18 protein-coding genes and 2 tRNA genes are annotated in these 23,008 nt (G+C 70.6%); 15 read left to right on the top strand and 5 right to left on the bottom strand.

Annotated features, from left to right (window positions below; genetic code table 11):
• Nucleotides 1-434 precede the first annotated feature (434 nt).
• Both ACFRFC_RS02135 and ACFRFC_RS02130 read left to right on the top strand, forming a co-directional pair.
• Nucleotides 435-2,213 carry a TIGR03767 family metallophosphoesterase gene (locus ACFRFC_RS02135; RefSeq protein ID WP_382688824.1) on the top strand — a complete coding sequence of 593 codons (1,779 nt, stop codon included), beginning with the start codon at nucleotides 435-437 and terminating at the stop codon, nucleotides 2,211-2,213.
• 122 nt (nucleotides 2,214-2,335) lie between these two features.
• Nucleotides 2,336-3,484, top strand: a complete 1,149-nt coding sequence (locus tag ACFRFC_RS02130) for a serine hydrolase domain-containing protein (RefSeq protein WP_382688827.1) — start codon at nucleotides 2,336-2,338, stop codon at nucleotides 3,482-3,484.
• A 96-nt stretch (nucleotides 3,485-3,580) separates the two neighbouring features.
• Here the strand turns inward: ACFRFC_RS02130 and ACFRFC_RS02125 are convergent, their stop codons facing one another.
• Both ACFRFC_RS02125 and pepN read right to left on the bottom strand, forming a co-directional pair.
• The gene (locus ACFRFC_RS02125; RefSeq protein WP_382688830.1) at nucleotides 3,581-4,669 is read right to left on the bottom strand and encodes a hypothetical protein; all 1,089 of its coding nucleotides are present in this window, start codon (nucleotides 4,667-4,669) and stop codon (nucleotides 3,581-3,583) included.
• 234 nt (nucleotides 4,670-4,903) lie between these two features.
• Nucleotides 4,904-7,495 (bottom strand): aminopeptidase N, encoded by a 2,592-nt coding sequence (pepN, locus tag ACFRFC_RS02120; RefSeq protein WP_382688833.1) that lies wholly within the window; start codon nucleotides 7,493-7,495, stop codon nucleotides 4,904-4,906.
• Nucleotides 7,496-7,631: 136 nt separating this feature from the next.
• Between pepN and ACFRFC_RS02115 the strand changes: the two genes are divergently transcribed.
• The 4 genes from ACFRFC_RS02115 to ACFRFC_RS02100 all read left to right on the top strand — a co-directional run bounded on the left by ACFRFC_RS02115 (nucleotide 7,632) and on the right by ACFRFC_RS02100 (nucleotide 10,852).
• Nucleotides 7,632-8,294, top strand: a complete 663-nt coding sequence (locus ACFRFC_RS02115; protein WP_382688836.1) for a DsbA family protein — start codon at nucleotides 7,632-7,634, stop codon at nucleotides 8,292-8,294.
• Between the two features lie 420 nt (nucleotides 8,295-8,714).
• On the top strand, nucleotides 8,715-9,305 hold the full coding sequence (locus ACFRFC_RS02110; RefSeq protein ID WP_382688839.1) for a biotin transporter BioY: 591 nt from the start codon (nucleotides 8,715-8,717) through the stop codon (nucleotides 9,303-9,305).
• 185 nt (nucleotides 9,306-9,490) lie between these two features.
• Nucleotides 9,491-9,976: a ribose-5-phosphate isomerase gene (locus ACFRFC_RS02105; RefSeq protein WP_382688842.1), complete on the top strand. Its 486-nt coding sequence runs from the start codon at nucleotides 9,491-9,493 to the stop codon at nucleotides 9,974-9,976.
• A 66-nt stretch (nucleotides 9,977-10,042) separates the two neighbouring features.
• A complete protein-coding gene (locus ACFRFC_RS02100) occupies nucleotides 10,043-10,852 on the top strand; it encodes an Fpg/Nei family DNA glycosylase (RefSeq protein ID WP_382688845.1) in 810 nt (269 codons plus the stop codon).
• A 37-nt stretch (nucleotides 10,853-10,889) separates the two neighbouring features.
• Here ACFRFC_RS02100 and ACFRFC_RS02095 read toward each other — a convergent pair whose 3' ends face one another.
• The gene (locus ACFRFC_RS02095; protein WP_382688848.1) at nucleotides 10,890-12,173 is read right to left on the bottom strand and encodes a GNAT family N-acetyltransferase; all 1,284 of its coding nucleotides are present in this window, start codon (nucleotides 12,171-12,173) and stop codon (nucleotides 10,890-10,892) included.
• Between the two features lie 163 nt (nucleotides 12,174-12,336).
• On the opposite strand from ACFRFC_RS02095, the gene ACFRFC_RS02090 reads away from it, so the two are divergent.
• From ACFRFC_RS02090 to ACFRFC_RS02080, 3 genes are all read left to right on the top strand, one after another.
• On the top strand, nucleotides 12,337-13,530 hold the full coding sequence (locus tag ACFRFC_RS02090; RefSeq protein WP_382688851.1) for a PP2C family protein-serine/threonine phosphatase: 1,194 nt from the start codon (nucleotides 12,337-12,339) through the stop codon (nucleotides 13,528-13,530).
• Between the two features lie 52 nt (nucleotides 13,531-13,582).
• Nucleotides 13,583-14,065, top strand: a complete 483-nt coding sequence (locus tag ACFRFC_RS02085; RefSeq protein WP_382688854.1) for an HD domain-containing protein — start codon at nucleotides 13,583-13,585, stop codon at nucleotides 14,063-14,065.
• Between the two features lie 519 nt (nucleotides 14,066-14,584).
• A complete protein-coding gene (locus ACFRFC_RS02080) occupies nucleotides 14,585-14,779 on the top strand; it encodes a hypothetical protein (protein WP_351140186.1) in 195 nt (64 codons plus the stop codon).
• Nucleotides 14,780-14,870: 91 nt separating this feature from the next.
• Here the strand turns inward: ACFRFC_RS02080 and ACFRFC_RS02075 are convergent.
• Nucleotides 14,871-14,941: transfer RNA gene (locus ACFRFC_RS02075), tRNA-Gly, on the bottom strand.
• Nucleotides 14,942-15,103: 162 nt separating this feature from the next.
• On the opposite strand from ACFRFC_RS02075, the gene ACFRFC_RS02070 reads away from it, so the two are divergent.
• The 5 genes from ACFRFC_RS02070 (at nucleotide 15,104) to clpX (ending at nucleotide 19,901) form a co-directional block, all read left to right on the top strand.
• Nucleotides 15,104-15,180 (top strand) — tRNA-Pro (locus ACFRFC_RS02070).
• A 190-nt stretch (nucleotides 15,181-15,370) separates the two neighbouring features.
• Nucleotides 15,371-16,795 (top strand): trigger factor, encoded by a 1,425-nt coding sequence (tig, locus tag ACFRFC_RS02065; RefSeq protein ID WP_382688858.1) that lies wholly within the window; start codon nucleotides 15,371-15,373, stop codon nucleotides 16,793-16,795.
• 255 nt (nucleotides 16,796-17,050) lie between these two features.
• On the top strand, nucleotides 17,051-17,653 hold the full coding sequence (locus ACFRFC_RS02060; protein WP_382689225.1) for an ATP-dependent Clp protease proteolytic subunit: 603 nt from the start codon (nucleotides 17,051-17,053) through the stop codon (nucleotides 17,651-17,653).
• 52 nt (nucleotides 17,654-17,705) lie between these two features.
• On the top strand, nucleotides 17,706-18,386 hold the full coding sequence (locus ACFRFC_RS02055) for an ATP-dependent Clp protease proteolytic subunit (protein ID WP_382688861.1): 681 nt from the start codon (nucleotides 17,706-17,708) through the stop codon (nucleotides 18,384-18,386).
• A gap of 228 nt (nucleotides 18,387-18,614) precedes the next feature.
• Nucleotides 18,615-19,901: an ATP-dependent Clp protease ATP-binding subunit ClpX gene (gene clpX / locus ACFRFC_RS02050; protein ID WP_382688864.1), complete on the top strand. Its 1,287-nt coding sequence runs from the start codon at nucleotides 18,615-18,617 to the stop codon at nucleotides 19,899-19,901.
• Between the two features lie 131 nt (nucleotides 19,902-20,032).
• Here clpX and ACFRFC_RS02045 read toward each other — a convergent pair whose 3' ends face one another.
• Nucleotides 20,033-20,986 carry a hypothetical protein gene (locus tag ACFRFC_RS02045; protein WP_382688867.1) on the bottom strand — a complete coding sequence of 318 codons (954 nt, stop codon included), beginning with the start codon at nucleotides 20,984-20,986 and terminating at the stop codon, nucleotides 20,033-20,035.
• Between the two features lie 136 nt (nucleotides 20,987-21,122).
• On the opposite strand from ACFRFC_RS02045, the gene ACFRFC_RS02040 reads away from it, so the two are divergent.
• Nucleotides 21,123-23,008: valine--tRNA ligase (locus ACFRFC_RS02040; RefSeq protein ID WP_383112575.1), on the top strand; the 1,886-nt coding region annotated here is incomplete at its 3' end.

Below are 23,008 nucleotides of genomic sequence, written 5' to 3'. Positions count from 1 at the left end.
ACGGAGTCCCTGGTCGAGATGCCTGTGCGTGACCGGCGCGTACGAGTCCCTGGTCGAGATGCCTGTGCGTGACCGGCGCGTACGAGTCCCTGGTCGAGGTCCCTGTGCGTGACCGGCGCGCACGACCCCTCGGTCAAGATCCCCGTGCGTGACCGCCGCGCACGACCCCTCGGTCAAGATCCCCGCGCGCGACCGGCGCCCCCACCCCCCACCCCGTCAGATGAACGCAGAGTGACCGACGCCCGGCCGCCGGAAGAGCGACCGGCGGACGGGGCGCCCCGCACAGATCGTCGTACGGTGATCGGCGTCGCGCGTTGTCGTCTCGTTAACGCGCAGGCCACTCCCGGTGCCAAGCATCCAGGAGAGACGGGAGGTCCGCGTGAGCGGCTTTCCGCGACCACTGCCGACGCGTTCGCACTCGGGGAGACCGCGCCATGTCGCGCATACGCTCTGTCGCCGGATCAGCCGCCGCGGCGCTGCCCGTCCACCGCCGGGCCGTCCTCGCCACCGCCGGAGCGGTGACCCTGTCCGCGGGCGCCGGTTACGCCCTGCGGCCCACCGACAGCCGGGCCGCCGCGCAGAGCGCCGCCGCGCCCCAGACGCCCGTCGCGGTCTCCGGCCGGGCCCCGGCCGCGCCGCTCGCCCCGTACACCCGGGGCACCACCCTCGACACCGTCGCCGCCGCCGTCACCGTCACCGGTCCCGGCACCGGCTACCGGCGGCTCGGCGACGGCACCGGCTGGCCGCGCGTGGTCCGCGACGACCTCGCCGAAGCCGGCTCCGGCAGGGAGCGCAGCCGTGTTCCGCTCGCCGCGTTCGTCCAGCTCACCGACCTGCATCTGACCGACGTCCAGCACCCGCTGCGCCTGGAGTTCCTGCGCTCGGCCGACGTGCACTCCTGGCGCCCGCAGGAGGCACTGACCGTGCAGGGCGCCGTCTCCCTGGTGGAGCGGATCAACGCACTGCGGGGCGCCCCCGTCACCGGCGCCCCGCTGCACTTCGCCGTCACCACCGGCGACAACACGGACAACAACTGCGGCACCGAACTGGAATGGTTCCTGACGGTCATGAGCGGCGGCCGGATCACCCCCGACTCCGGTGACCCGCGCCGCTACGAGGGCGTCATGAACAGCGGCCTCACCCAGTACTGGCAGCCCGCCGCCCCCGTCCGCGACGCCGACAAACAGCGCGGCTTCCCGCAACTGGAAGGTTTCCTCACCGCCGCCCGGCGCGAGGTGAACAGCCCCGGTCTGAACCTGCCCTGGTACTCCACCGTCGGCAACCACGACTCCCTCCCGCTCGGCTGCTACGGCCACGGCGACCCCTACCTCCGCGACTTCGCCACCGGCGGCCGGAAACTGATGGAGCTGCCCGCGGCCGAGTCCAAGAAGCTCCAGGACGTCATCCGGGGGGCCAAGGACCCGATCGGCACCCGGTTCCGCGACCTGCTCACCGCGCACACCCGCGATCTGCGCCCCGTCACCCCGGACCCGCGCCGCGCCCCCTTCACCACCGCCGAGTACCTCCAGGCCCACCTCGACCCGAAGTACACCGGCATGGGCCCGGCCGGGCACGGCTACTCCACGGCCAACGTCGAGGCGAAGACGCAGTACTACTCCTTCCGGGCCGCCGACGACGTCATCGGCATCAGCCTGGACACCACCGACCCCGGCGGCCACTACGAGGGCTCCCTCGGCACCGCCCAGCTGAACTGGCTCGACCGCACCCTGCGCGAGAACAGCGACTCGTACGCGATCGTCTTCAGCCACCACACCAGCGAGTCCCTGGACAACCCGCGCCCCGACCCGGCCCGCCCCGGCGAGCGCCGCCACCATGGCGCCGAGGTCGTCGGCCTGCTCAACCGGCACCGCAATGTGGTCGCCTGGGTGAACGGCCACATCCACCGCAACGCCATCACCGCGCACCCCGGCCCCGACGGCCACTCCTTCTGGGAGATCTCCACCGCGTCGCACGTAGACTTCCCGCACCACGCACGGGTCGTGGAACTGGCCGACAACCAGGACGGCACGCTGTCGCTGTTCACCACCCTGGTCGAGTCCGCGGCCCCGCACCGCACCGACTTCGCCGACCTCTCCCAGACCGGGCTGGCCGCCCTGTACCGCGAGTTGTCCTGCAACGCGGCGGGCGCCCGGACGGATCTGAACGGCAGCGCGCGGGACCGCAACACCGAACTGGTGCTCAGGAAGCCGTGAAGGTCGGCCGAAAGTCACTCAACCGGCCCAAGGGCGAGCAACCTTCACGAAACCCGTCAGGTCTTCGCCCCCGACCGAACAGGGCCCGCCGCGACGGCGCGCGGGCGAGAAGGGGGAACGACATGACCGTACGTGCACGGGCGACCCTGGTGGCGGCGACCGCGGCGGCGCTGTCGCTGGCCCTGACGGTGCCCGCGTTCGCGGTGCCGGCCGGCAAGGACCACGGCCACGACGCGACCCGCGACACGATGCGCGCAGCCGTCAAGGACGGAGTGCCCGGCGTGACGGCCACCGCGCGTGACACCCAGGGCACCTGGGGGGCCACCGAGGGCGTCGGCAACCTGACGACCGGCGCCCCGCGCTCCGCCGACGACCGCTACCGCATCGGCAGCATCACCAAGACCTTCGTGGCGACCGTCCTGCTCCAGCTGGAGGCCGAGGGCGAGCTGTCCCTGGACGACACGGTCGACAGCTGGCTGCCCGGCCTGGTCAGCGGCAACGGCCATGACGGCCGCGACATCACCGTCCGTCAGCTCCTCAACCACACCAGCGGAATCTTCAACTACACCTCGGACGACACCTTCGCCCGCGAGATCTTCCTCAAGGAGGGCTTCGACCAGAACCGCTTCCGCACCTACGCCCCCGAGGAACTCGTGGCCGTGGCCATGCGGCACGAGCCCACCTTCGCCCCCGGCACCTCCTGGAGCTACTCCAACACCAACTACATCCTCGCCGGAATGGTCATCGAGAAGATCACCGGCAGCCCCTACGGCGACGCGATCGAGGACCGCATCATCGAGCCCCTCGGCCTGGACGACACCTTCGTCCCGGCGGGCCGCCCCACCCTCGGCACCCCGCACAGCCGCGCCTACTCCAAGCTCGCCGAGACCGACGACGGCCCTTCCTACGACGTCACCGTCTTCAACCCGTCCGCGGCCGGCGCGGCCGGTGAGATGGTCTCCGACAACAACGACCTCAACCGCTTCATGAGCGCCCTGCTGCGCGGCAAGCTGCTCCCGCCCGAGCAGCTCAAGGCGATGAAGACCACGGTCCTCGCCCCCGGCATCCCCAACGCCACCTACGGGCTCGGCCTGATCAAGCAGGAGCTGTCCTGCGGGATCACCGTCTGGGGCCACGGCGGCGGCATCCACGGCTCCTCCTCCGAGTCCGTCACCACCACCGACGGCAAGCACAGCCTCGCCCTCAACCTCAATGCCGACTGGACCGGCGACTCCCAGGCCATCATCGACGCCGAGTTCTGCGGCGACTGACCGAAGGCACAACGCCTTTACGTGACCGGCGCCGGTCACGTCCCGGGCATCCACCCCGGGCCGCGACCGGCACCACCCCTTCGCCCCGCCATCACGTCATCTGGGCAGTACCACCACATACGCCGCCGGTTCCCGCTCCCCGGCGGTCATCAACGCCGTCCGCACCACCGCCGCCTGCTGCTCCATCGTGTCCCGCAGCTTGCGCGGCGTGAGGTGGACGACGGTGATCCCGAGCCGCTCCAGATGCTCGCGCTTACGGGCGTACTCCGCCCACAGCGCGTCCTCGTCCTGCGGATCGCCGTGCCGCGGGGCCCGGGTGTCCAGCTCCAGCGCGACGGACTGCTCGGGCCAGTAGGCGTCGAGCCCGCCGAGCCGGGGGCCGCCGGGCAGCCGCAGGTCCACGTTCCACAGCGGGTCGGGCAGTCCGTACTCCCGGACCATCCGGTACAGCCGCTCCTCGGCGATCACCCGCCCCTCCGCCAGCAGCGAGTCCACCGCGTCCACCACATGCGGCCGGCCCAGCAGCTTGGCCTGGTTCAGCTCCCGTACCACCGCCCCCGGCTCGCAGTACCCGCCGCGCACCGCCTCGGTCAGCAGCCGCCGTACCGACTCCGCGTCCGTCAGCTGCGCCACCGCGTCCGCCAGGGCGCGCGGCACGGGCGCGACCGGCAGCCCGGTGCGCTGCTCGGGCGTGGGCAGCGCGGCGGTACGGACGATCCGCGCGCAACCCGTCGAGCGCAGCCGCCGCATCCGGGACACCAGGACATCGAGGCGCTCCAGCGCCGGCAGCGGCGGCGCCGAGGTGAACCCGTGCAGATTGAGCGCCGCGAGCCCGGTGATCATCGCCTCGGAGTAGGCCGGCGGCTGCGGCTGCCCGGCGCCCGGCTGGGCCGGTACCGCCGGGGCGGCGTCCCCGCGCGAGGCGTACATCAGCACCGCGTGCAGGCGCTCCTCGCTGGTCGGCGCCCCGGCATGCAGCAGAAAGACCCCGGGAAGCAGCTGCCGCCAGGCCCCACCGGCCCGGCACTGCTCACCGACCTCACCGGCGGAAACCCCGTGCGCCCGCAACTGCCCCGCCGTGAGCACCCGCCGCCACGAGGCGTCCAACCGCCCCGGCGGACGGGAGGTGAGCGGGGTGCCGGGAGCGCCGGGAGTACGGGGGGAGAGGGGAATGTCGTGGTTCATGCCCCCGAGATTCCCACCCCCACCCCCCTCCCGAACCCCTGTTACAACCCCGTCGACAAACCAGAACAACAAGGCACTAAGGGACGAATGTTCGGATATCGAAAGCCCGTCGTCCGTTCACAGGGCAACGCGGCCGTCGGCTACGCCCTTAGGGGCGCGGGGCTGTATCGATATGCGGCTCCGCCGCGTGGGCGCGACCAGCCCCCACTCACCCGCACCCGGCCGCCAACCGATTCACCCCTCCCGGCCCCCGCCCACACCCCCGTCACAAACCTGCCCCCGCAACCCCCGAGCCAGATCATCCCGAGCCTCGATCACCAGCCGCCGCAACGCAGGCGCAGCCGAGGCATGCGAGGCAAGCCACCCATCCGCAGCGGCCAGCGCCCCCTCACCGTCCACCAGCGAAGGGAACAACCCCCGCACCACATCCACCCCGATCTGAATGGACCGCGCCTCCCACACACCCTCGATCGCGGCGAAGTACTTCTCGGCATACGGCGCGAGCAACTCCCGCTGAGCCGGCTGCTCGAACCCCGCGATCGTCGCCTCCACCAGCGCGTTGGACAGCGCGTCGGACTCCACGACCAGCGCCCACGCCTGCGCCTTGACGGCGGCCGACGGCCGCGCGGCCAGGCACCGCACCTGGTGACGCTTGCCGGACGCCGTGTCGTCCCGCGCCAGCTCGGCGGACAGCTCCCGCTCGCCGGTCACCCCGTGCACGGTCAGCGGCTCCAGGAACGCCCACCGCAGCTCCTGGTCGACCTCCAGCCCGTCGACCTTCTCGGTACCCTCCAGCAGCCCCCGCAGCAACCGCAGCTCGTCCCCGCCGGAGGCGACCGCCGCGAAACACCGCGCCCACGCCAACTGGTGCTCGCTGCCCGGCCCGGCCTGCCGCAGCTCCCGCAGCGCGCCCCGCGCGAACAGCTCCCCGCCCTCGGCCCGCCACCCGGGCGCCGCGTAGTGCACGAGCGCCGACTGCGCCCAGGCGTGCAGCATCAGCAGCACACCGATGTCGCTCTCCCGCCCCGCGAACCGCAGCACCAGGCCGACGAACTCCCGCGCCGGCAGCAGCGCGTCCCGCGTCAGGTTCCACAGCGCGGTCCAGCACAGCGCCCGCGCCAGCGGGTCCGTCATCGTGCCCAGCCACTCGCGCAGGGTCGCCAGCGACGTCTCGTCGAAGCGGATCTTGCAGTACGTCAGATCGTCGTCGTTGACCAGCACCAGATCCGGCGCCTGCGCGCCCGCCAGCTCCCCGACGACCGTACGCGGGCCGTCCACGTCCACCTCGGCGCGCGCGTACCGCTCCAGCGCGCCCCCGTCCGTGCGCCGGTACAGGCCGATCGCCACCCGGTGCGGGCGCAGCCGGGGATGCGACTCGGGCGCCTCCTGGAGCACCGCCAGTTCCGAGATCCGCCCGTCGGGGGACAGCAGCGTCTGCGGGGTCAGCGAGTTGACCCCGGCCGTCTGGAGCCAGGCCGCCGACCAGGCGCCCATGTCCCGGCCGCTGGTCTCCTCCAGCACCGACAGCAGATCACCCAGGCGGGTGTTGCCGTACGCGTGCCGCTTGAAGTAGCGCCGCGCGCCCTCCAGGAACGCGTCCTGACCGACGTACGCCACCAGTTGCTTGAGCACGGAGGCGCCCTTGGCGTAGGTGATGCCGTCGAAGTTGAGCTTGGCGTCCTGGAGGTCGCGGATGTCGGCGGTGACCGGGTGGGTGGAGGGGAGCTGGTCGGCGCGGTACGCCCACGCCTTGCGCCGGTTGGCGAAGGTGATCCAGCCGTCCGTGAACCGGGTCGCGCCGACCAGCGAGAACGCGCCCATGAAGTCCGCGAAGGACTCCTTGAGCCACAGGTCGTCCCACCACTCCATGGTGACCAGGTCGCCGAACCACATGTGCGCCATCTCGTGCAGGATGACGTTGGCCCGTCCCTCGTAGGACGCCCGGGTCACCTTCCCCCGGAAGATGTACTCCTCACGGAAGGTCACCAGCCCTGGGTTCTCCATCGCGCCGAGGTTGTACTCCGGCACGAACGCCTGGTCGTACTTCCCGAAGGGGTACGGGTAGTCGAAGTGGTCGTGGAAGAAGTCCAGGCCCTGCTTGGTGACCAGGAAGACGTCGTCGGAGTCGAAGTAGGGCGCCAGCCCCTTGCGGCACATCGCGCCCAGCGGAATCTCCAGCCGGCTGCCGTCCTCGAACACCCTCTCGTACGACTCCGTCACATAGTGATAGGGACCCGCCACCACACACGTGATGTACGTGGAGATCGGCCGGGTCTCCGCGAACCGCCACACCCCGTCGGTGAGCGTCCCGGCGCCGTTGCTCCACACCGTCCATCCCTGTGGCGCCCGCACCTCGAAGCGGAAGGGGCCCTTGAGGTCCGGCTGCTCGAAGTTGGCGAAGACCCGGCGCGAGTCGGCCGGTTCGTACTGGGTGTACAGGTACACCTCGCCGTCCTCCGGGTCCACGAACCGGTGCAGCCCCTCACCCGTACGGGAGTACGCGCACCGGGCGTCCACGACCAGTTCGTTCTCGGCGGCGAGGTCCTCCAGCGTGATGCGGGTGCCGTCGAAGACCTCGCTGGGGTCGAGATCCCGGCCGTTGAGGGAGACGGAGGTGACGGCCGGGGCGATCAGATCCGCGAAACTGCCCGCCCCCGGCTCGGCGCAGCGGAAGCGGATCGTGGTCACCGACCGGAAGGTCCGCGGACCCTCGCCGGTGTGCTCGCCGAGCGCCGAGCGCAGGTCGAGCGACACCTCGTACCCGTCGACGGACAGCAGGGCGGCCCGCTCCCGGGCCTCGTCGCGGGTCAGATTCTCACCGGGCACGGGCGGCACTCCTCGGCAGCTGGGCGATATCCGGTCAGGCCGATCCTGTCATGTGCCCCTGACCGGCGGCACCCGGGAATGTGGTGGTGGGAGGCGGTGTTGCCGCCGGTGAAGACCACCTTTCCTAGGGAGAGCCATGTCCGAGACCACGTCGCCCGCGCCCAGGACCCCTGTCGACTTCTGGTTCGACCCCGTGTGCCCCTGGGCCTGGATGACCTCCCGCTGGGTCCTCGAAGTGGAGAAGGTCCGTGACATCGAGGTCCGCTGGCACGTGATGAGCCTCGCGGTGCTCAACGAGGACCGCCTGGACGAACTGCCCGAGCAGTACGCCGAGAACATGCGCCCCGGCGGCAGCACCTGGACCCCGGTCCGAGTGGTGATCGCCGCCCAGCAGCTGTACGGGGACGAGGTCGTCGGCCGTCTGTACACCGCGCTCGGCACCCGCTTCCACAACCAGGGCCTCGGGGTGAACCGCGAGAGCATCGCCGCCGCCATCGCCGATGCCGGGCTGCCCGCCGATCTGATCGCCCACGCCGACAAGGACACCTACGACACCGAGCTGCGCGCCTCCCACCAGCAGGGCATCGACAAGGTGGGCCAGGAGGTCGGCACCCCGGTGATCTCGGTCCCCGGCCCCGACGGCACCGAGGTCGCCTTCTTCGGCCCGGTCGTCACCCCCGCCCCGCAGGGCGAGGAGGCGGCCCGCCTGTGGGACGGCACCCTCGCGGTGGCGTCCGTCCCCGGCTTCTACGAGATCAAGCGCTCCCGCACCCAGGGCCCCGACTTCAGCAACCTGTAGCCCCCATGGAAAACCCCCGCGAGTCACGTCCTCGCGGGGGTCTTCTTTCATCCGCCTGCCTGGTGAAGGGTGAGAAGACGATCACGAGGCAGGACGTGGGTGAGTCTTATTGCACAAGCCTTGCAACTGCACGTTAGCAGCAGAAGGGTGGCCGGGGTGCGGACCACGCCGGTCGCCGCCTCCTGCGCCGCGATCCCGCGTTGGAGGAATCCAACAGCCGTCGGCCCACCCCCCTCCTGTGACCGGACCGTCCTCACCTCAGTGACCGGCATCACGTCGATCCAGGTGTAGCCCACATTCTTTGTGCGGAGGGCACCAAGAGGCTCCCGCTCCCTTTGTCGACGGCTGACGGTGATCGGCACTTCACCGCTGGGATAGCGTCGCGATGTCCTGAACTGTCCTTCTCCCCGCGGAGTCCCCATGGCCACCGCCGCCTCCACCGCCACCACCGCCCGTCCGGGCCTGGTGCTCGCCGATCTGCTCCCCGCCTCCCGTGTCCGCGACCTCGTGCTCGTGACCGGCGGCGCCGCCCTCACCGGTATCGCGGCCCAGATCGCGGTGCCGGTGCCCGGCTCCCCGGTCCCGGTGACCGGCCAGACCTTCGCCGCGCTGCTCGTCGGCACGGCCCTCGGCGCCCGCCGCGGCTTCCTCTCCCTCGCGCTGTACGCGCTGGTCGGCATGGCGGGCGTCCCGTGGTTCGCCGAGGGCGGCCACGGAGTCTCCGCCCCGTCCTTCGGCTACGTCATCGGCATGCTGCTCGCCGCCACGGCGGTAGGCGCCCTGGCCCGCCGCGGCGCCGACCGCTCGCCGCTGCGGATGGCGGGGGCGATGCTCCTGGGCGAGGCGATCATCTACGCCATAGGCGTCCCGTACCTGGCCCTGGCCGCCAACCTGTCCCTGACGGCCGCCATCGCAGCGGGCCTGACCCCCTTCCTCCTGGGCGACGCCCTGAAGGCAGCCCTGGCCATGGGCGCACTCCCCGCAGCATGGAAGCTAACCAAGAAGAACTGAGACCGCCGGGAGCCTGAACGCAGGCAAGCCCTGAGACCGCCGGGAGCCTGAACGCAGGCAAGCAGGGGCGCGGGGAACTGCGCGACCAGCCACATGAGCGGGAAAGCCGCCCTGTCCTCCTGGCCCGGCACCCGCGCCCGCGCCCCGCCCCACCCCCAAAGGGCCCGGCATGCCACACTCCTCCCATGCGCGTGTACCTCGGCTCCGACCATGCGGGCTACGAACTCAAGAACCACCTCGTCGAATGGCTCAAGTCGGCGGGCCACGAGCCCGTGGACTGCGGGCCGCACATCTACGACGCCCAGGACGACTACCCCCCCTTCTGCCTGCGCGCAGCCGAACGCACGGCCGCGGACCCCGACGCCCTCGGCATCGTCATCGGCGGCTCCGGCAACGGCGAGCAGATCGCCGCGAACAAGGTCAAGGGCGTCCGCGCGGCGCTCGCCTGGAGCGAGGAGACGGCGTCGCTGGGCCGCCAGCACAACAACGCCAACGTCGTGGCCGTAGGCGCCCGGATGCACACCGAGGCCGAGGCCACCCGCTTCGTCGAGACCTTCCTCGGCACACCCTTCTCCGGCGACGAACGCCATGTCCGCCGCATCGACATGCTGGCGACGTACGAGACGAAGGGCGAACTGCCCCCGATCCCGGCACATCACCCCCAGGGCTGACCCGCCGCCGGGAGGAACGACCGGAGGAACGCCGGAGGAAACCGGTAGGGAGAAGGAGACGGCACCTTGCCGGAAGGGCACACCATCCACCGGCTGGCCCAGGACTACGGGGCGCTCTTCGCCGGGCGCCCCGTCCGTGTCAGCAGCCCGCAGGGAAAGTTCAGCGACGCCGCCGCCCTGCTGGACGGCACACCGATGGACACGGCCGAGGCGCACGGCAAGCATCTGTTCCTGGGGTTCCACGAGACCGACTGGGTGCACATCCATCTCGGTCTGTTCGGAAAGGTCACGATCGGGGACGCCCCCGCGCCCCCGCCCACCGACACCGTCCGCCTGCGCCTGGTGAACGACACCGCCTATGTCGACCTGCGCGGCCCCACGACCTGCGCGCTGATCACCGACGCCGAGAAGGACGCCGTACACGCCCGCCTCGGCCCCGACCCGCTGCGCCCGGACGCCGACCCGGCGGCCGCGTACCGGCGGATCTCCCGCAGCCGTACGACGGTCGCCGCCCTCCTCATGGACCAGAAGATCATCGCGGGCGTCGGCAACGTCTACCGCGCCGAGGTCCTCTTCCGGCACGGCATCGACCCGTACCGCGCGGGCAGGGACCTCACGCCCGCCGAGTGGGAGGCGATCTGGGCGGACCTGGTCGCCCTGATGCGCGAGGGCGTCCGGAACAACCGCATCGACACCGTCCGCCCGGAGCACACCCCTCAGGCGATGGGCCGCCCCCCGCGCGTGGACGACCACGGCGGCGAGGTGTACGTCTACCGCCGGGCGCACCTGCCCTGCCACCTGTGCGGCGGCGAGATCCGCACCGCCGGCCTCGCCGCCCGCAACCTCTTCTGGTGCCCGGCCTGCCAGTCCCGCTGACCGCGGACCGGCACCCCGTCACAGGACCCGCCCGGACTCAGAACCCGTGCGGCAGCCACGGCGCCGCCCCGCCCGGCCCGAACCCCGCCGAAACCGGCGCCAGCGCCCCGGCGCGCAGCTCCCGCACCCGCCCGGCCCCGGCCAGCGACGCCAGCGACACCCCGCCGAGATACGCCGACCCCAGCTCCTGTACCGACAGCGCGAGATCGGCGGCGTCGGTGGTCCGCTCGCAGGACGCCCCCGCGGTGTCACCGCTCAGCCGCCAGCGCCCGCTGTTCCACGGGCAGAAGGCGTCCTCGACGTCCAGCACCGCATCCACCGGCGCCTGATACGTCCGCGCCGCGAGCGCCGCCCCCACGTCCACCAGCCGCACATGCAGCGCGTCCCGCACCCGCACGCCCAGCCGCCGTACGTCCGACACCAGATGCAGCAGCGGATCGTCCACCGGACGCCCGTACGCCACCAGCGTCGACGTGAGGTCGATGTCGAACAGGAACCGCCACAGCGCCGCGTACGCCGCCGGATCCAGCGCCTCCACGTCCCGCAGCTCCACGGTGCCGTCCGGCCCCGTCACCTCCCACTGCGGCTTCACCCGGAACCGGGTGTACCCGACGATCTCGCCGCCCCGCTCGGCGACCACGCACTGGAGCGGTGAGCCGCCCCCGCGCTCGCTCTCCGGGTCGAGCAGCGCGACCCGCTCCCAGTGCGGCAGCCGGGCCACCATCCCCGCCCGCTCCGGCACCCGGCGCGCGTACACCGCCTCGCACGCCTCCAGCACCTCGCCCGGCGCCGCGTACCGCAGCCCTACGTCGTCCGTACCGGGCGGCACCGACAGCCGCACCCGGCGGGTCTGGGCCGTCAGATTCATCCCGTACGTCCCGATGCCGTACCCGAACCGGCCGTAGATCACCGGCTCGGAGGCCGTGAGCACGGCCAGCGGCCAGCCCCAGGACCGTACGTCCGCCAGCTGCCGGGCCATCATCGACGTCAGCACCCCGCGCCGCCGGTGGGTGCCCGCCACGCTCACCATGGTCACGCCCGCCGCCCGCACCGGGGCCCCGCCCGGCACGGTCAGCCGGAAACCGAAGGCCCCGGCCGTGCCGACACACCGGTCACCGTCCCAGGCCCCGATGGAACGTTCCTCCTCGGTGAGGGTGTTCCACATCTCCCGTTCCTCGGGCGCCTCCGGCACCCCGCCGAAGGCCCGGGTCAGGGTGTCGTACCACCCGTCCCAGTCCTCCTTGTGCAGCACCCGAAGATGCGCCACGCTCTCAGGGGCGCCGACAGGGTCGTTCGCGTCAGCCGTCGTCTCACTTGCCATGAATCCATGCCTACCAGGGCATTGCCGGACGAGCGAGGGAATTTTCCCCGGGAGGCGGCGCGGCGGCTTTCCGTGAAGTTCACTGTGGAGTCGAGCCTCGGACGGGGGACAAGTGGGACCTCCCGTGCCGGGCGGCCGGTCCGATGGATAGGGTCCCGAACTAATGGCAGCAGGACGAGAGCGGCGCGCGGAGGCCGAGACGTTCCCGGCCCGGTTGAAGATCCAGTGGCACCGGGCCCGCGTCGGCCTGCGCAGAAGTGCCGTGGACTACTTCCGCGGCGACGGCTCCGACTGGATCGCCCTCGTCGGTCTGCTGATCACCATCCCCGTGATCACCGTCATGACCCTCGCCAATCCGGTGTGGTTCTCCCCGGCCGCCCTGGTCCTGCCGATCGTGGCGGGCGGTCTGCTGCTGCGCCCCGCCAGCCTGCTCGGCCTCTACGCGGGCGCGGCCACCGCGCTGATCGTGGAGTCCGTGCAGCTCGGCCCGTACACCGAGGGCCCCGCCCGGGTCACTCCGGGTGTGGTCCTCGTGGTCGCGGCCTGCGGATTCTTCGGGCTGCTGATCGCACAGTTCCGCAGCCGGGTCGGCGTGCCCTGGCGGCGCGGCGGCACCATGCTCTTCGACCTGCGCGAACGCATCCGCACCCAGAGCCGGCTGCCCAAGCTCCCGGCGGGCTGGCACCGCGAGATGGCGCTGCGCCCGGCCGGCGGCCAGTCCTTCTCCGGCGACTTCGTGGTCGCCGCCCGCACCAACGGCGGCCGGACCCTGGAGGTCGTCCTCACCGACGTCTCCGGCAAGGGCATGGACGCGGGCTCCCGCGCCCTGCTGCTGTCCGGCGCCTTCGGCGGCCTGCTCGGCTCCCTGCCCCCGCACGCCTTCCTCCCCGCCGCCAACGGCTATCTGCTCCGCCAGGACTGGGACGAGGGCTTCGCCACCTCCATCCACCTCGTCCTGGACCTCGACTCCGGCGACTACGAGCTGTACAACGCGGGCCATCCCCCGGGCCTCCAGCTGAGCGCGGGCAGCGGACGCTGGGAGGAGAAGGCGGCCGACGGCCCCCTGCTCGGGGTGTACGAGGGCGCCCTGTTCGACCCGGTGAAGGGCTCCCTGCGCCCCGGCGATGTGCTCATGCTCTTCACGGACGGCCTGGTGGAGACCGCCGAACGGGACATCGTGGAGGGCATCGACCGGCTGACCGGCGAGGCCGACCGCTATGTCGCCGGCGGCTTCCACGGCGCCGCCTGGCATCTCATCGAGGCGGTCGCCAAGGACGTCAACGACGACCGGGCCCTGCTGCTGATCAGCCGCGAGGGCGGCGGCCCGGCCCTCCAGCCGCCTGCCCCGCCCCACTGAGACACGGGCGGCGTCCTGGCGGGGCGCCGACGCCCGCTGGGACACTGGGCGGATGACCGACGCCGACACGGCCGCGACCGCGCTGACCCTCCCCGAGGTGGAGGCGCTGGCCCGCACGGCCCACGAGGGACAGCGCGACAAGGCCGGCCGCCCCTACACCGAGCACCTCCGTGCGGTCGCGGAGGGGGTACGGCGCCGGGGCGGCGACGCCGACCAGATCGCGGCGGCCTGGCTGCACGACGCGGTCGAGGACGCCGCCCTGTCCGAGCGATGGCTGGCCCGGGCCGCGCTGAGCCGCCGTACGAAGGACATCGTGCTGGCGGTGACCAAGCGGGCCGGGGAGCCGCCGGAGGCGTACGCGGCCCGGATCCTCGGCACGCCCGGCGCGCTCCTGGTGAAGCGGGCGGACCTCGCGCACAACGCCGACCCGGCCCGGCTCGCGGCCCTGGACGAGGCGACCCGCACCCGCCTGACCCAGAAATACGCGCATATGCGCACCCTCCTGGGCCTCACCGGCAGCACGCCGACGGAGTGAGAGGACGGCCCGGACACGCCCTTCGGCCCCTCCACCGGCGACAGTTGTGACGAAGATCTCGCCGAGCGCCCGGCGCGGCCACGCCGGGTCGAACCGATCCCGGGGGAGAGCGTCGCCGGCATGCCCACCCCCAGGGCGACCGGCAGAGGATGCCGAATCCGCTCGCGTCGCCGACCGGAAGGGCCCGTCCCCGTTGGCCTGAACATCCCTCAATTCCGTTGAAAACACGGGGTGAAACGCTGGGCGAAACGCTGAGTGAGACGTGGTGCCAAAACGTGATGCCAAACGTGATGCGGAAACGGTTCGATCCGGTCCGATTTCCTGCCGGGAGCGCTCCGTGAATTCCCCTCACCGGCTGCCACGGCGGACGCCGTACCGCGGGACATGACCATGCCACTGTGACCGACGTTGCGTCACGGATCGCATATCCGGGCCGGGTTGGTGGCACGATGGTTCTGGCGGGGATGCGCGGTCGCAACCCGGCCGGGAGAGCGGACCGACCGAGGGTTGTGATCAGTTGTGGCCATTTCACTGTCAGTGGTGCTGCTGTTGGCGATCATTCTGGTGGTGCTGATCCGCGGCGGTTCGATCAAGGCGGGCCCCGCCATCGTCGCCATACTCTTCGGCTTCTTCCTGGCCTCGACGGGCATGGCCCCGTCGATCAACAGGTTCCTCGATTCGATAGCCGAGACGATCAACTCGATCAGTTTCTGATGCCAGTTTCTGACGCCATCGAGGGCCACGCCCCGGGAAAAAGATCAGGACCAGGTGAGGAACAACCTCTGACCTGGCCCTGACCGGACGGAGCGGGCGACGGGAATCGAACCCGCGTAGCCAGTTTGGAAGACTGGGGCTCTACCATTGAGCTACGCCCGCGTACAGACACCGCGCGTCCAAGGACCGCGGCACCGGATGCATCGTAGCGGGTCACACCCTCTCGCCGCACGCCACCGCGTGCTCCCGCCGCCACCCGGGGGACGCACCGCAAATGCGGCGGTCGCACAGCGTGTGGGCATGTACCCTACGTGTCGCACCAGACGGGGTGTGGCGCAGCTTGGTAGCGCGTCCGCTTTGGGAGCGGAAGGCCGTGGGTTCAAATCCCGCCACCCCGACCACGTACTCCGGCGTACTCCGCCACCTGCCACGGTCACCTCACGTGATCGCCTTTTGGGGCGTTCGCCGCCTGCGGTTACTATGCAAGCTGCCCGCCCGTGTCTCTCCTCACCGAAGCCTTTGGGCGGCGAATGTGTCGGACCTGTCTGGCCCCGGCATCAACCAAGAAGTCAGCCACAAGGAGACCGAACCGTGAAGAGCGCCGTTGAGAACCTGAACCCGACCCGGGTTCGTCTCACTGTCGAGGTGCCCTTCGAGGAGCTCAAGGACAGCCTCGACGCGGCGTACAAGAAGATCAACCAGCAGGTCTCGGTGAAGGGTTTCCGCAAGGGCAAGATTCCCGCCCGGGTCATCGACCAGCGCTTCGGCCGTGGCGCCGTGCTGGAGGAGGCCGTCAACGACGCGCTGCCGAAGTTCTACACCGAGGCGGTCAACGAGGCCGAGCTGAACGTCCTGGGCCAGCCCGAGGTCGACATCACGGAGCTGAAGGACGGCGAGACGCTGAACTTCACCGCCGAGGTCGACATCCGCCCGGTCATCACGATCCCGGACTACTCCGGCATCGAGGTCGAGGTCGACCCGGTCGAGGTCACCGACGAGGACATCGCCACGTCGGTGGAGCAGCTGCGTGAGCGGTTCGCGTCCACCGCCCCGGTCGAGCGGCCCGCCGAGGACGGCGATGTCGTCACGATCGACCTGGAGGCCAAGGTCGAGGGCGAGATCCTGGAGGACGGCATCGCGAGCGGTGTCTCCTACACCATCGGCTCCGGCGAACTGCTCGAAGGCATCGACGACGCCGTGACCGGCCTGGAGGCGGGTGGCGAGGCCACCTTCACCTCCGAGCTGAAGGGCGGCTCGGCGGCCGGCCAGGAGGCCGAGGTCACCGTCAAGGTCAGCCAGGTCGCCGCCCGGGAACTGCCCGAGCTGGACGACGACTTCGCGCAGCTCGCCTCCGAGTTCGACACCCTGGACGAGCTGAAGGCGGACAGCCGCAAGCGCCTGGAGAACATGAAGCAGTTCGACCAGGCCACCCAGGCGCAGGAGCGCGTCCTGGAGAAGCTCCTGGAACTGGTCGAGATCCCCGTCCCCGAAAAGCTTCTTGAGGACGAGGTCAACACCCGCAAGCACAACCTGGAGCACCACCAGCTCGGCCAGATGGGCCTCACCCTCGACAAATACCTGGAGCTCCAGGGCAAGACCGCCGAGGAGTTCGAGACCGAGACCCACGACGCCGCGGTCAAGGGCATCAAGACCCAGTTCGTCCTGGACGAGCTGGTCAAGACGGAGAAGCTCAACGTCAGCCAGGACGAGCTGACCGAGCACCTGATGCGCCGCGCCGCCTCCTCCGGCATGTCCCCGGACCAGTTCGCGCAGGCCGTCGTGGAGCAGGGCCAGGTCCCGCTCCTGGTCGGCGAGGTCGCCCGCGGCAAGGCCCTCGCGGTCGTCGTGGAGGCCGCCACGGTCAAGGACACCAACGGCGAGGTCATCGACCTGGACGACGAGGACGAGACCGAGTCGGCCACGGAAGCGGTCGCCGAGGTCACGGACGGTGACACCGAGACCGCCGACGCCGCCGCCGAGGCCGAGGACGCCGCCAAGGGCGACGACAAGGCGTAAGCAGCACGGAAGAGGGCCCTGGGTGAGCGAACCACCCGGGGCCTTCTTGTCTCACGGGCCGGGCCGGGCCCGCCCCCGGACCCCGCGGGTGCGAGGCGGGTCCTCCCGGTGTTCGCGGCTGACTACGCCCCCCGCGAACACCCCCTGATCCGGGATTCCCCGGAAGCGCTGCCGCGTTAGGGTCCATGAATACGGCGAACGTTAAGACGGCCCGGTGCCGTCGCAAGACGAGCAGGTGGATACGTGACGAATCTGATGCCCTCCGCCGCCGAGCCTTCCATCGGCGGTGGCCTCGGTGACCAGGTCTACAGCCGGCTGCTCAACGAGCGGATCATCTTCCTCGGCCAGCCGGTGGACGACGACATCGCGAACAAGATCACCGCACAGCTGCTGCTCCTTGCCGCCGACCCGGACAAGGACATCTACCTCTACGTCAACAGCCCCGGCGGCTCGATCACGGCCGGCATGGCGATCTACGACACCATGCAGTACATCAAGAACGACGTGGTGACCATCGCCATGGGTCTCGCGGCGTCCATGGGCCAGTTCCTGCTGAGCGCGGGCACCCCGGGCAAGCGCTTCGCGCTGCCGAACGCCGAGATCCTGATCCACCAGCCCTCCGCCGGTCTGGCCGGCTCGGCCTCGGACATCAAGATCCACGCCGAGCGGCTGCTGCACACCAAGAAGCGCATGGCGGAGCTGACCTCCCAGCACACCGGACAGAGCGTCGAGCAGATCACGCACGACTCGGACCGTGACCGCTGGTTCGACGCCTTCGAGGCCAAGCAGTACGGCCTCATCGACGACGTGATCGCGACGGCCGCCGGAATGCCGGGCGGCGGCGGCACGGGCGCCTGAGGGCACCCGAGCACAGCCCCGGCCGACCGCCACAGCTCCTAGGAGAGAGACAGTGAACGATTTCCCCGGCGCCCGCCTCTACGACCGTACGCACGCCGAGTACACCGGCCCGACGGCCGAGTCCCGCTATGTCATCCCGCGCTTCGTCGAGCGCACCTCCCAGGGCGTCCGTGAGTACGACCCGTACGCGAAGCTCTTCGAGGAGCGGGTGATCTTCCTCGGGGTGCAGATCGACGACGCCTCCGCCAATGACGTCATGGCGCAGCTGCTGTGCCTGGAGTCGATGGACCCGGACCGGGACATCTCGATCTACATCAACAGCCCCGGTGGCTCCTTCACCGCGCTGACCGCGATCTACGACACCATGCAGTTCGTGAAGCCGGACGTCCAGACGGTGTGCATGGGCCAGGCGGCCTCCGCCGCGGCCGTGCTGCTCGCCGCCGGCACCGCGGGCAAGCGGATGGCCCTGCCCAACGCGCGCGTGCTGATCCACCAGCCGTACAGCGAGACCGGCCGCGGCCAGGTCTCGGACCTGGAGATCGCCGCGAACGAAATCCTGCGGATGCGGGCCCAGCTGGAGGACATGCTGGCCAAGCACTCCACCACGCCGATCGAGAAGATCCGCGACGACATCGAGCGCGACAAGATCCTCACGGCCGACGACGCGCTGGCGTACGGCCTCATCGATCAGATCATCTCCACCCGGAAGATGAACAACGCCTCCGTGCGCTAGCACGGCCGGCGGACCCCCGGGGCGAGCGGAACGGGCGCCCGGGGAGTATCGTCTGCCGCCCCTTGGCATGGTTCACCCCGGTGCCCGACAAGGTGCACGCCAAAGTGAACCGCGCCAAGGGGGGCCCGAACGGGGGGCCCGGCAAGGTACCGTCGACATAAGGCAGCACCAGGAGTCGCTGGACTCGAAAGCGTCCAGTCGCGCTCCCAGGCGAAGGGGAAGCACACCGTGGCACGCATCGGTGACGGCGGCGATCTGCTCAAGTGCTCGTTCTGCGGCAAGAGCCAGAAGCAGGTCAAGAAGCTCATCGCAGGCCCCGGTGTGTACATCTGCGACGAGTGCATCGATCTCTGCAACGAGATCATCGAGGAAGAGCTGGCGGAGACCAGCGAGGTGCGCTGGGAGGAGCTGCCCAAGCCGCGCGAGATCTACGAGTTCCTCGAGGGATACGTCGTGGGTCAGGAGCCGGCCAAGAAGGCACTCTCGGTCGCGGTGTACAACCACTACAAGCGCGTGCAGGCCGGAGAGCACGGCGGCGCCCAAGGGCGTGACGACGCCATCGAGTTGGCGAAGTCCAACATCCTGCTGCTGGGCCCGACGGGCTCCGGCAAGACCCTCCTGGCCCAGACCCTGGCGCGCATGCTCAATGTGCCGTTCGCCATCGCCGACGCCACCGCGCTGACCGAGGCGGGCTATGTCGGCGAGGACGTCGAGAACATCCTGCTGAAGCTGATCCAGGCGGCCGACTACGACGTCAAGAAGGCCGAGACCGGGATCATCTACATCGACGAGATCGACAAGGTCGCGCGCAAGAGCGAGAACCCGTCGATCACCCGGGACGTCAGCGGCGAGGGCGTGCAGCAGGCCCTGCTGAAGATCCTGGAGGGCACCACGGCCTCGGTCCCGCCGCAGGGCGGCCGCAAGCACCCGCACCAGGAGTTCATCCAGATCGACACCACGAACGTGCTGTTCATCGTGGGCGGCGCCTTCGCGGGCCTGGAGAAGCTCATCGAGTCCCGGGCGGGCGCCAAGGGCATCGGCTTCGGCGCGACGATCCACTCCAAGCGGGAGCTGGCGGCCAAGGACCGGTTCGAGGACGTCATGCCGGAGGACCTGGTCAAGTTCGGCATGATCCCCGAGTTCATCGGCCGCCTCCCCGTCATCACCTCGGTCCACAACCTGGACCGCGAGGCCCTCCTCCAGATCCTGGTCGAGCCCCGCAACGCCCTGGTCAAGCAGTACCAGCGGCTCTTCGAACTCGACGGCGTGGAGCTGGACTTCGAGCGCGAGGCCCTCGAAGCCATCGCCGACCAGGCCATCCTCCGCCAGACCGGCGCGCGCGGCCTGCGCGCCATCATGGAGGAAGTCCTCCAGGCGGTCATGTACGAGGTCCCCTCCCGCAAGGACGTGGCCCGCGTCGTCATCACCGCCGACGTGGTCCTCTCCAACGTCAACCCGACGCTGATCCCCCGGGATTCGCGAGGCCGCGGGCCGGGCGAGCAGAAGTCGGCCTAGCCGATTCGAACGTACGAGAAGGCGCCCGGCGAAGCCCGCCGGGCGCCTTTCTCGTATCCGGGACCCAGGTCCCCGGGACTCAGGCCGTCGTCACTTCTTGGGCCGCCGTCACTTCTCGACGGCCGCCGTCATCACTTCTTGACGCGGACCTCGCTGCGGAGGTCGGCCACCAGCTTCGCGGCCTCGTCCAGGGTGTACGTCTTGGCGCCGGACGTCGGTTCGACCACGCCCATCGTGCTGTGGTCCGCCCAGATGCACAGATACGTCGTCTGCTCCTGCTCGGTGAGCGGGTTGACGGACTGGGCCTCCTGGCACTTCATCACCGCGCCGTCCAGGCTGTCCGGTGTCACGGACTGCGCGTCACCGACGAACTTGATGTCCTCGCCGGACTCCTTCGCCATCTCCGCGAAGGTGGTGTCGAGCGCGGCCTGCGGGTCCTCGATGGTGCCGTAGACGCCGAAGAAGGTGAGGCTCTCGGCGTCCTCCATCTGGCTCGGGTCCTCGATGGCGGCCAGGTCCACGGTCGAGTAGACGGCGCTGACCGACGTGGGATCGGTGATGCCGGCCTTCTTCAGGTCCTCGGCGTCGCTCGCGCTGGCCTTCTCCTCGGCGGCGTCGCCGAAGCGGTCGTACTTGTCCGACAGCACCGCGGCCGGAGCGCTCAGCTTGTGCGGCCCGTCATCCTCCAGGCCCCCCGCGCCCGAGCCGCCGCCGACCAGGAAGTACGCGCCGACGCCGATCGCCGCCACCACCGCCACCGCGCCGATGATCAGGCCCGTCTTCTTCTTGCCGCCGGACGGGGGCGGGGGGAGCGGAGCGCCGCCGTACGGGGGCTGCTGCGGGGGGACGCCCGGCTGCTGCGGGTACCCGTAACCGGGCTGCTGCGGATAGCCGTACCCCGGCTGGGGCTGCTGCGGCGGGGCCGGCGGCTGCTGAGGGTGGCCGTAGCCGGGCTGGGGTGCCTGCGGCGGCTGGCCAGGGCCGGGCTGGGGTGCCTGCGGCGGCTGGCCGTAGGGGCCCTGTCCGCCGTACGGACCGGGCTGCTGGGGCTGCCCGCCGTACGGGCCCGGCTGGTTGTAGCTCATTTCTGTGTTCCCCTCCAGATGCTTATGTGTTCCTGACATCCTGGACCAGGCACAGGAATCGCAGGCCATCGGGGTACGCACCGTTACAAAGGAATCCTGTTTCGGGACGGGGCCGTGACACCCCTAAACTGACCGGGTGACCGAGAACGCTCAGCAGCAGCCCACAGCGCCCCACACCGAACTGCCGACCCAGTACGCGCCGGCCGACGTAGAGGGGCCGCTGTACGAGCGCTGGGTGGAGCGGGGTTACTTCGAGGCGGACGAGAAGAGCGACAAGCCGCCGTTCACGGTCGTCATCCCGCCGCCGAACGTCACGGGCAGTCTGCACCTCGGGCACGCCTTCGAGCACACCCTCATCGACGCACTGACCCGCCGTAAGCGGATGCAGGGCTTCGAGACGCTGTGGCAGCCCGGCATGGACCACGCCGGCATCGCCACCCAGAACGTGGTCGAGCGTGAGCTGGGCAAGGAGGGCAAGTCCCGGCACGACCTCGGGCGGGAGGCGTTCGTCGAGCGGGTCTGGCGGTGGAAGGGCGAGTCCGGCGGCCAGATCTCCGGCCAGATGCGCCGCCTCGGCGACGGCGTCGCCTGGACCCGTGAGCGCTTCACCATGGACGAGGGGCTCTCCCAGGCCGTCCAGACCATCTTCAAGCGGCTCTACGACGACGAGCTGATCTACCGCGCCGAGCGCATCATCAACTGGTGTCCGCGCTGTCTGACCGCGATCTCCGACATCGAGGTCGAGTACCAGGACGACGAGGGCGAACTCGTCTCCATGAAGTACGGCGAGGGGGACGACTCCATCGTCGTCGCCACCACCCGCGCCGAGACCATGCTCGGCGACACCGCCGTCGCCGTGCACCCCTCGGACGAGCGGTACGCGCAGCTGATCGGCAAGCTGATCCGGCTCCCGCTCACCGACCGCTCGATCCCCGTCGTCGCCGACGAGCACGTCGACCCGGCGTTCGGCACGGGTGCCGTCAAGGTCACCCCGGCCCACGACCCCAACGACTTCGAGATCGGCCAGCGGCACGACCTGCCCGCCATCACCGTGATGGACGAGCACGCCGTCATCACCGTCCCCGGCCCCTTCCAGGGCCTGGACCGGCTGGAGGCCCGCTCCGCGATCGTCGCCGCGCTGCGCGCCGAGGGCCGGATCGTCGCCGAGAAGCGGCCCTACACCCACTCCGTCGGCCACTGCTCGCGCTGCAAGACCACCATCGAGCCCCGGCTGTCCATGCAGTGGTGGGTCAAGGTCGGCCCGCTGGCCAAGGCCGCCGGGGACGCGGTCCGTGACGGCCGGGTCAAGATCCACCCCCAGGAGATGGAGAAGCGGTACTTCGACTGGGTCGACAATCTCCATGACTGGTGCATCTCGCGCCAGTTGTGGTGGGGCCACCGCATCCCCGTCTGGTACGGGCCGAACGGCGAGACGGTCTGCGTCGGCCCCGACGACGAGCCGCCCACCGGTGCGGGCTGGCACCAGGACACCGACGTCCTCGACACCTGGTTCTCGTCCGGGCTGTGGCCCTTCTCCACCCTCGGCTGGCCCGAGCGGACCGAGTCGCTCGCGAAGTTCTATCCGAACTCCGTCCTGGTCACCGGCTACGACATCCTCTTCTTCTGGGTCGCCAGGATGATGATGTTCGGGCTGTACGCGATGGACGGGACGCCGCCGTTCCACACCATCGCCCTGCACGGCATGGTCCGTGACCAGTTCGGCAAGAAGATGTCGAAGTCCTTCGGCAACGCGGTCAACCCGCTGGACTGGATGGACAAGTACGGGTCCGACGCCCTGCGCTTCACGCTCGCGCGCGGCGCCAACCCGGGGGTGGACGTCCCGATCGGTGAGGACTGGGTCCAGGGGTCCCGGAACTTCGCCAATAAGATCTGGAACGCGACGCGCTTCGCGCTGATGAACGGCGCGACGGTGGACGGGCCGCTGCCGGAGCCGTCCCGGCTGTCGGCGGCGGACCGCTGGATCCTGTCCCGGCTGAACTCGGTGGTCGCCGAGGTGGACGC

The sequence above is a fragment of the Streptomyces sp. NPDC056734 genome (assembly GCF_042790455.1).
GTDB lineage: Bacteria > Actinomycetota > Actinomycetes > Streptomycetales > Streptomycetaceae > Streptomyces.
This window is presented reverse-complemented; position numbering and strand designations above follow the sequence as displayed.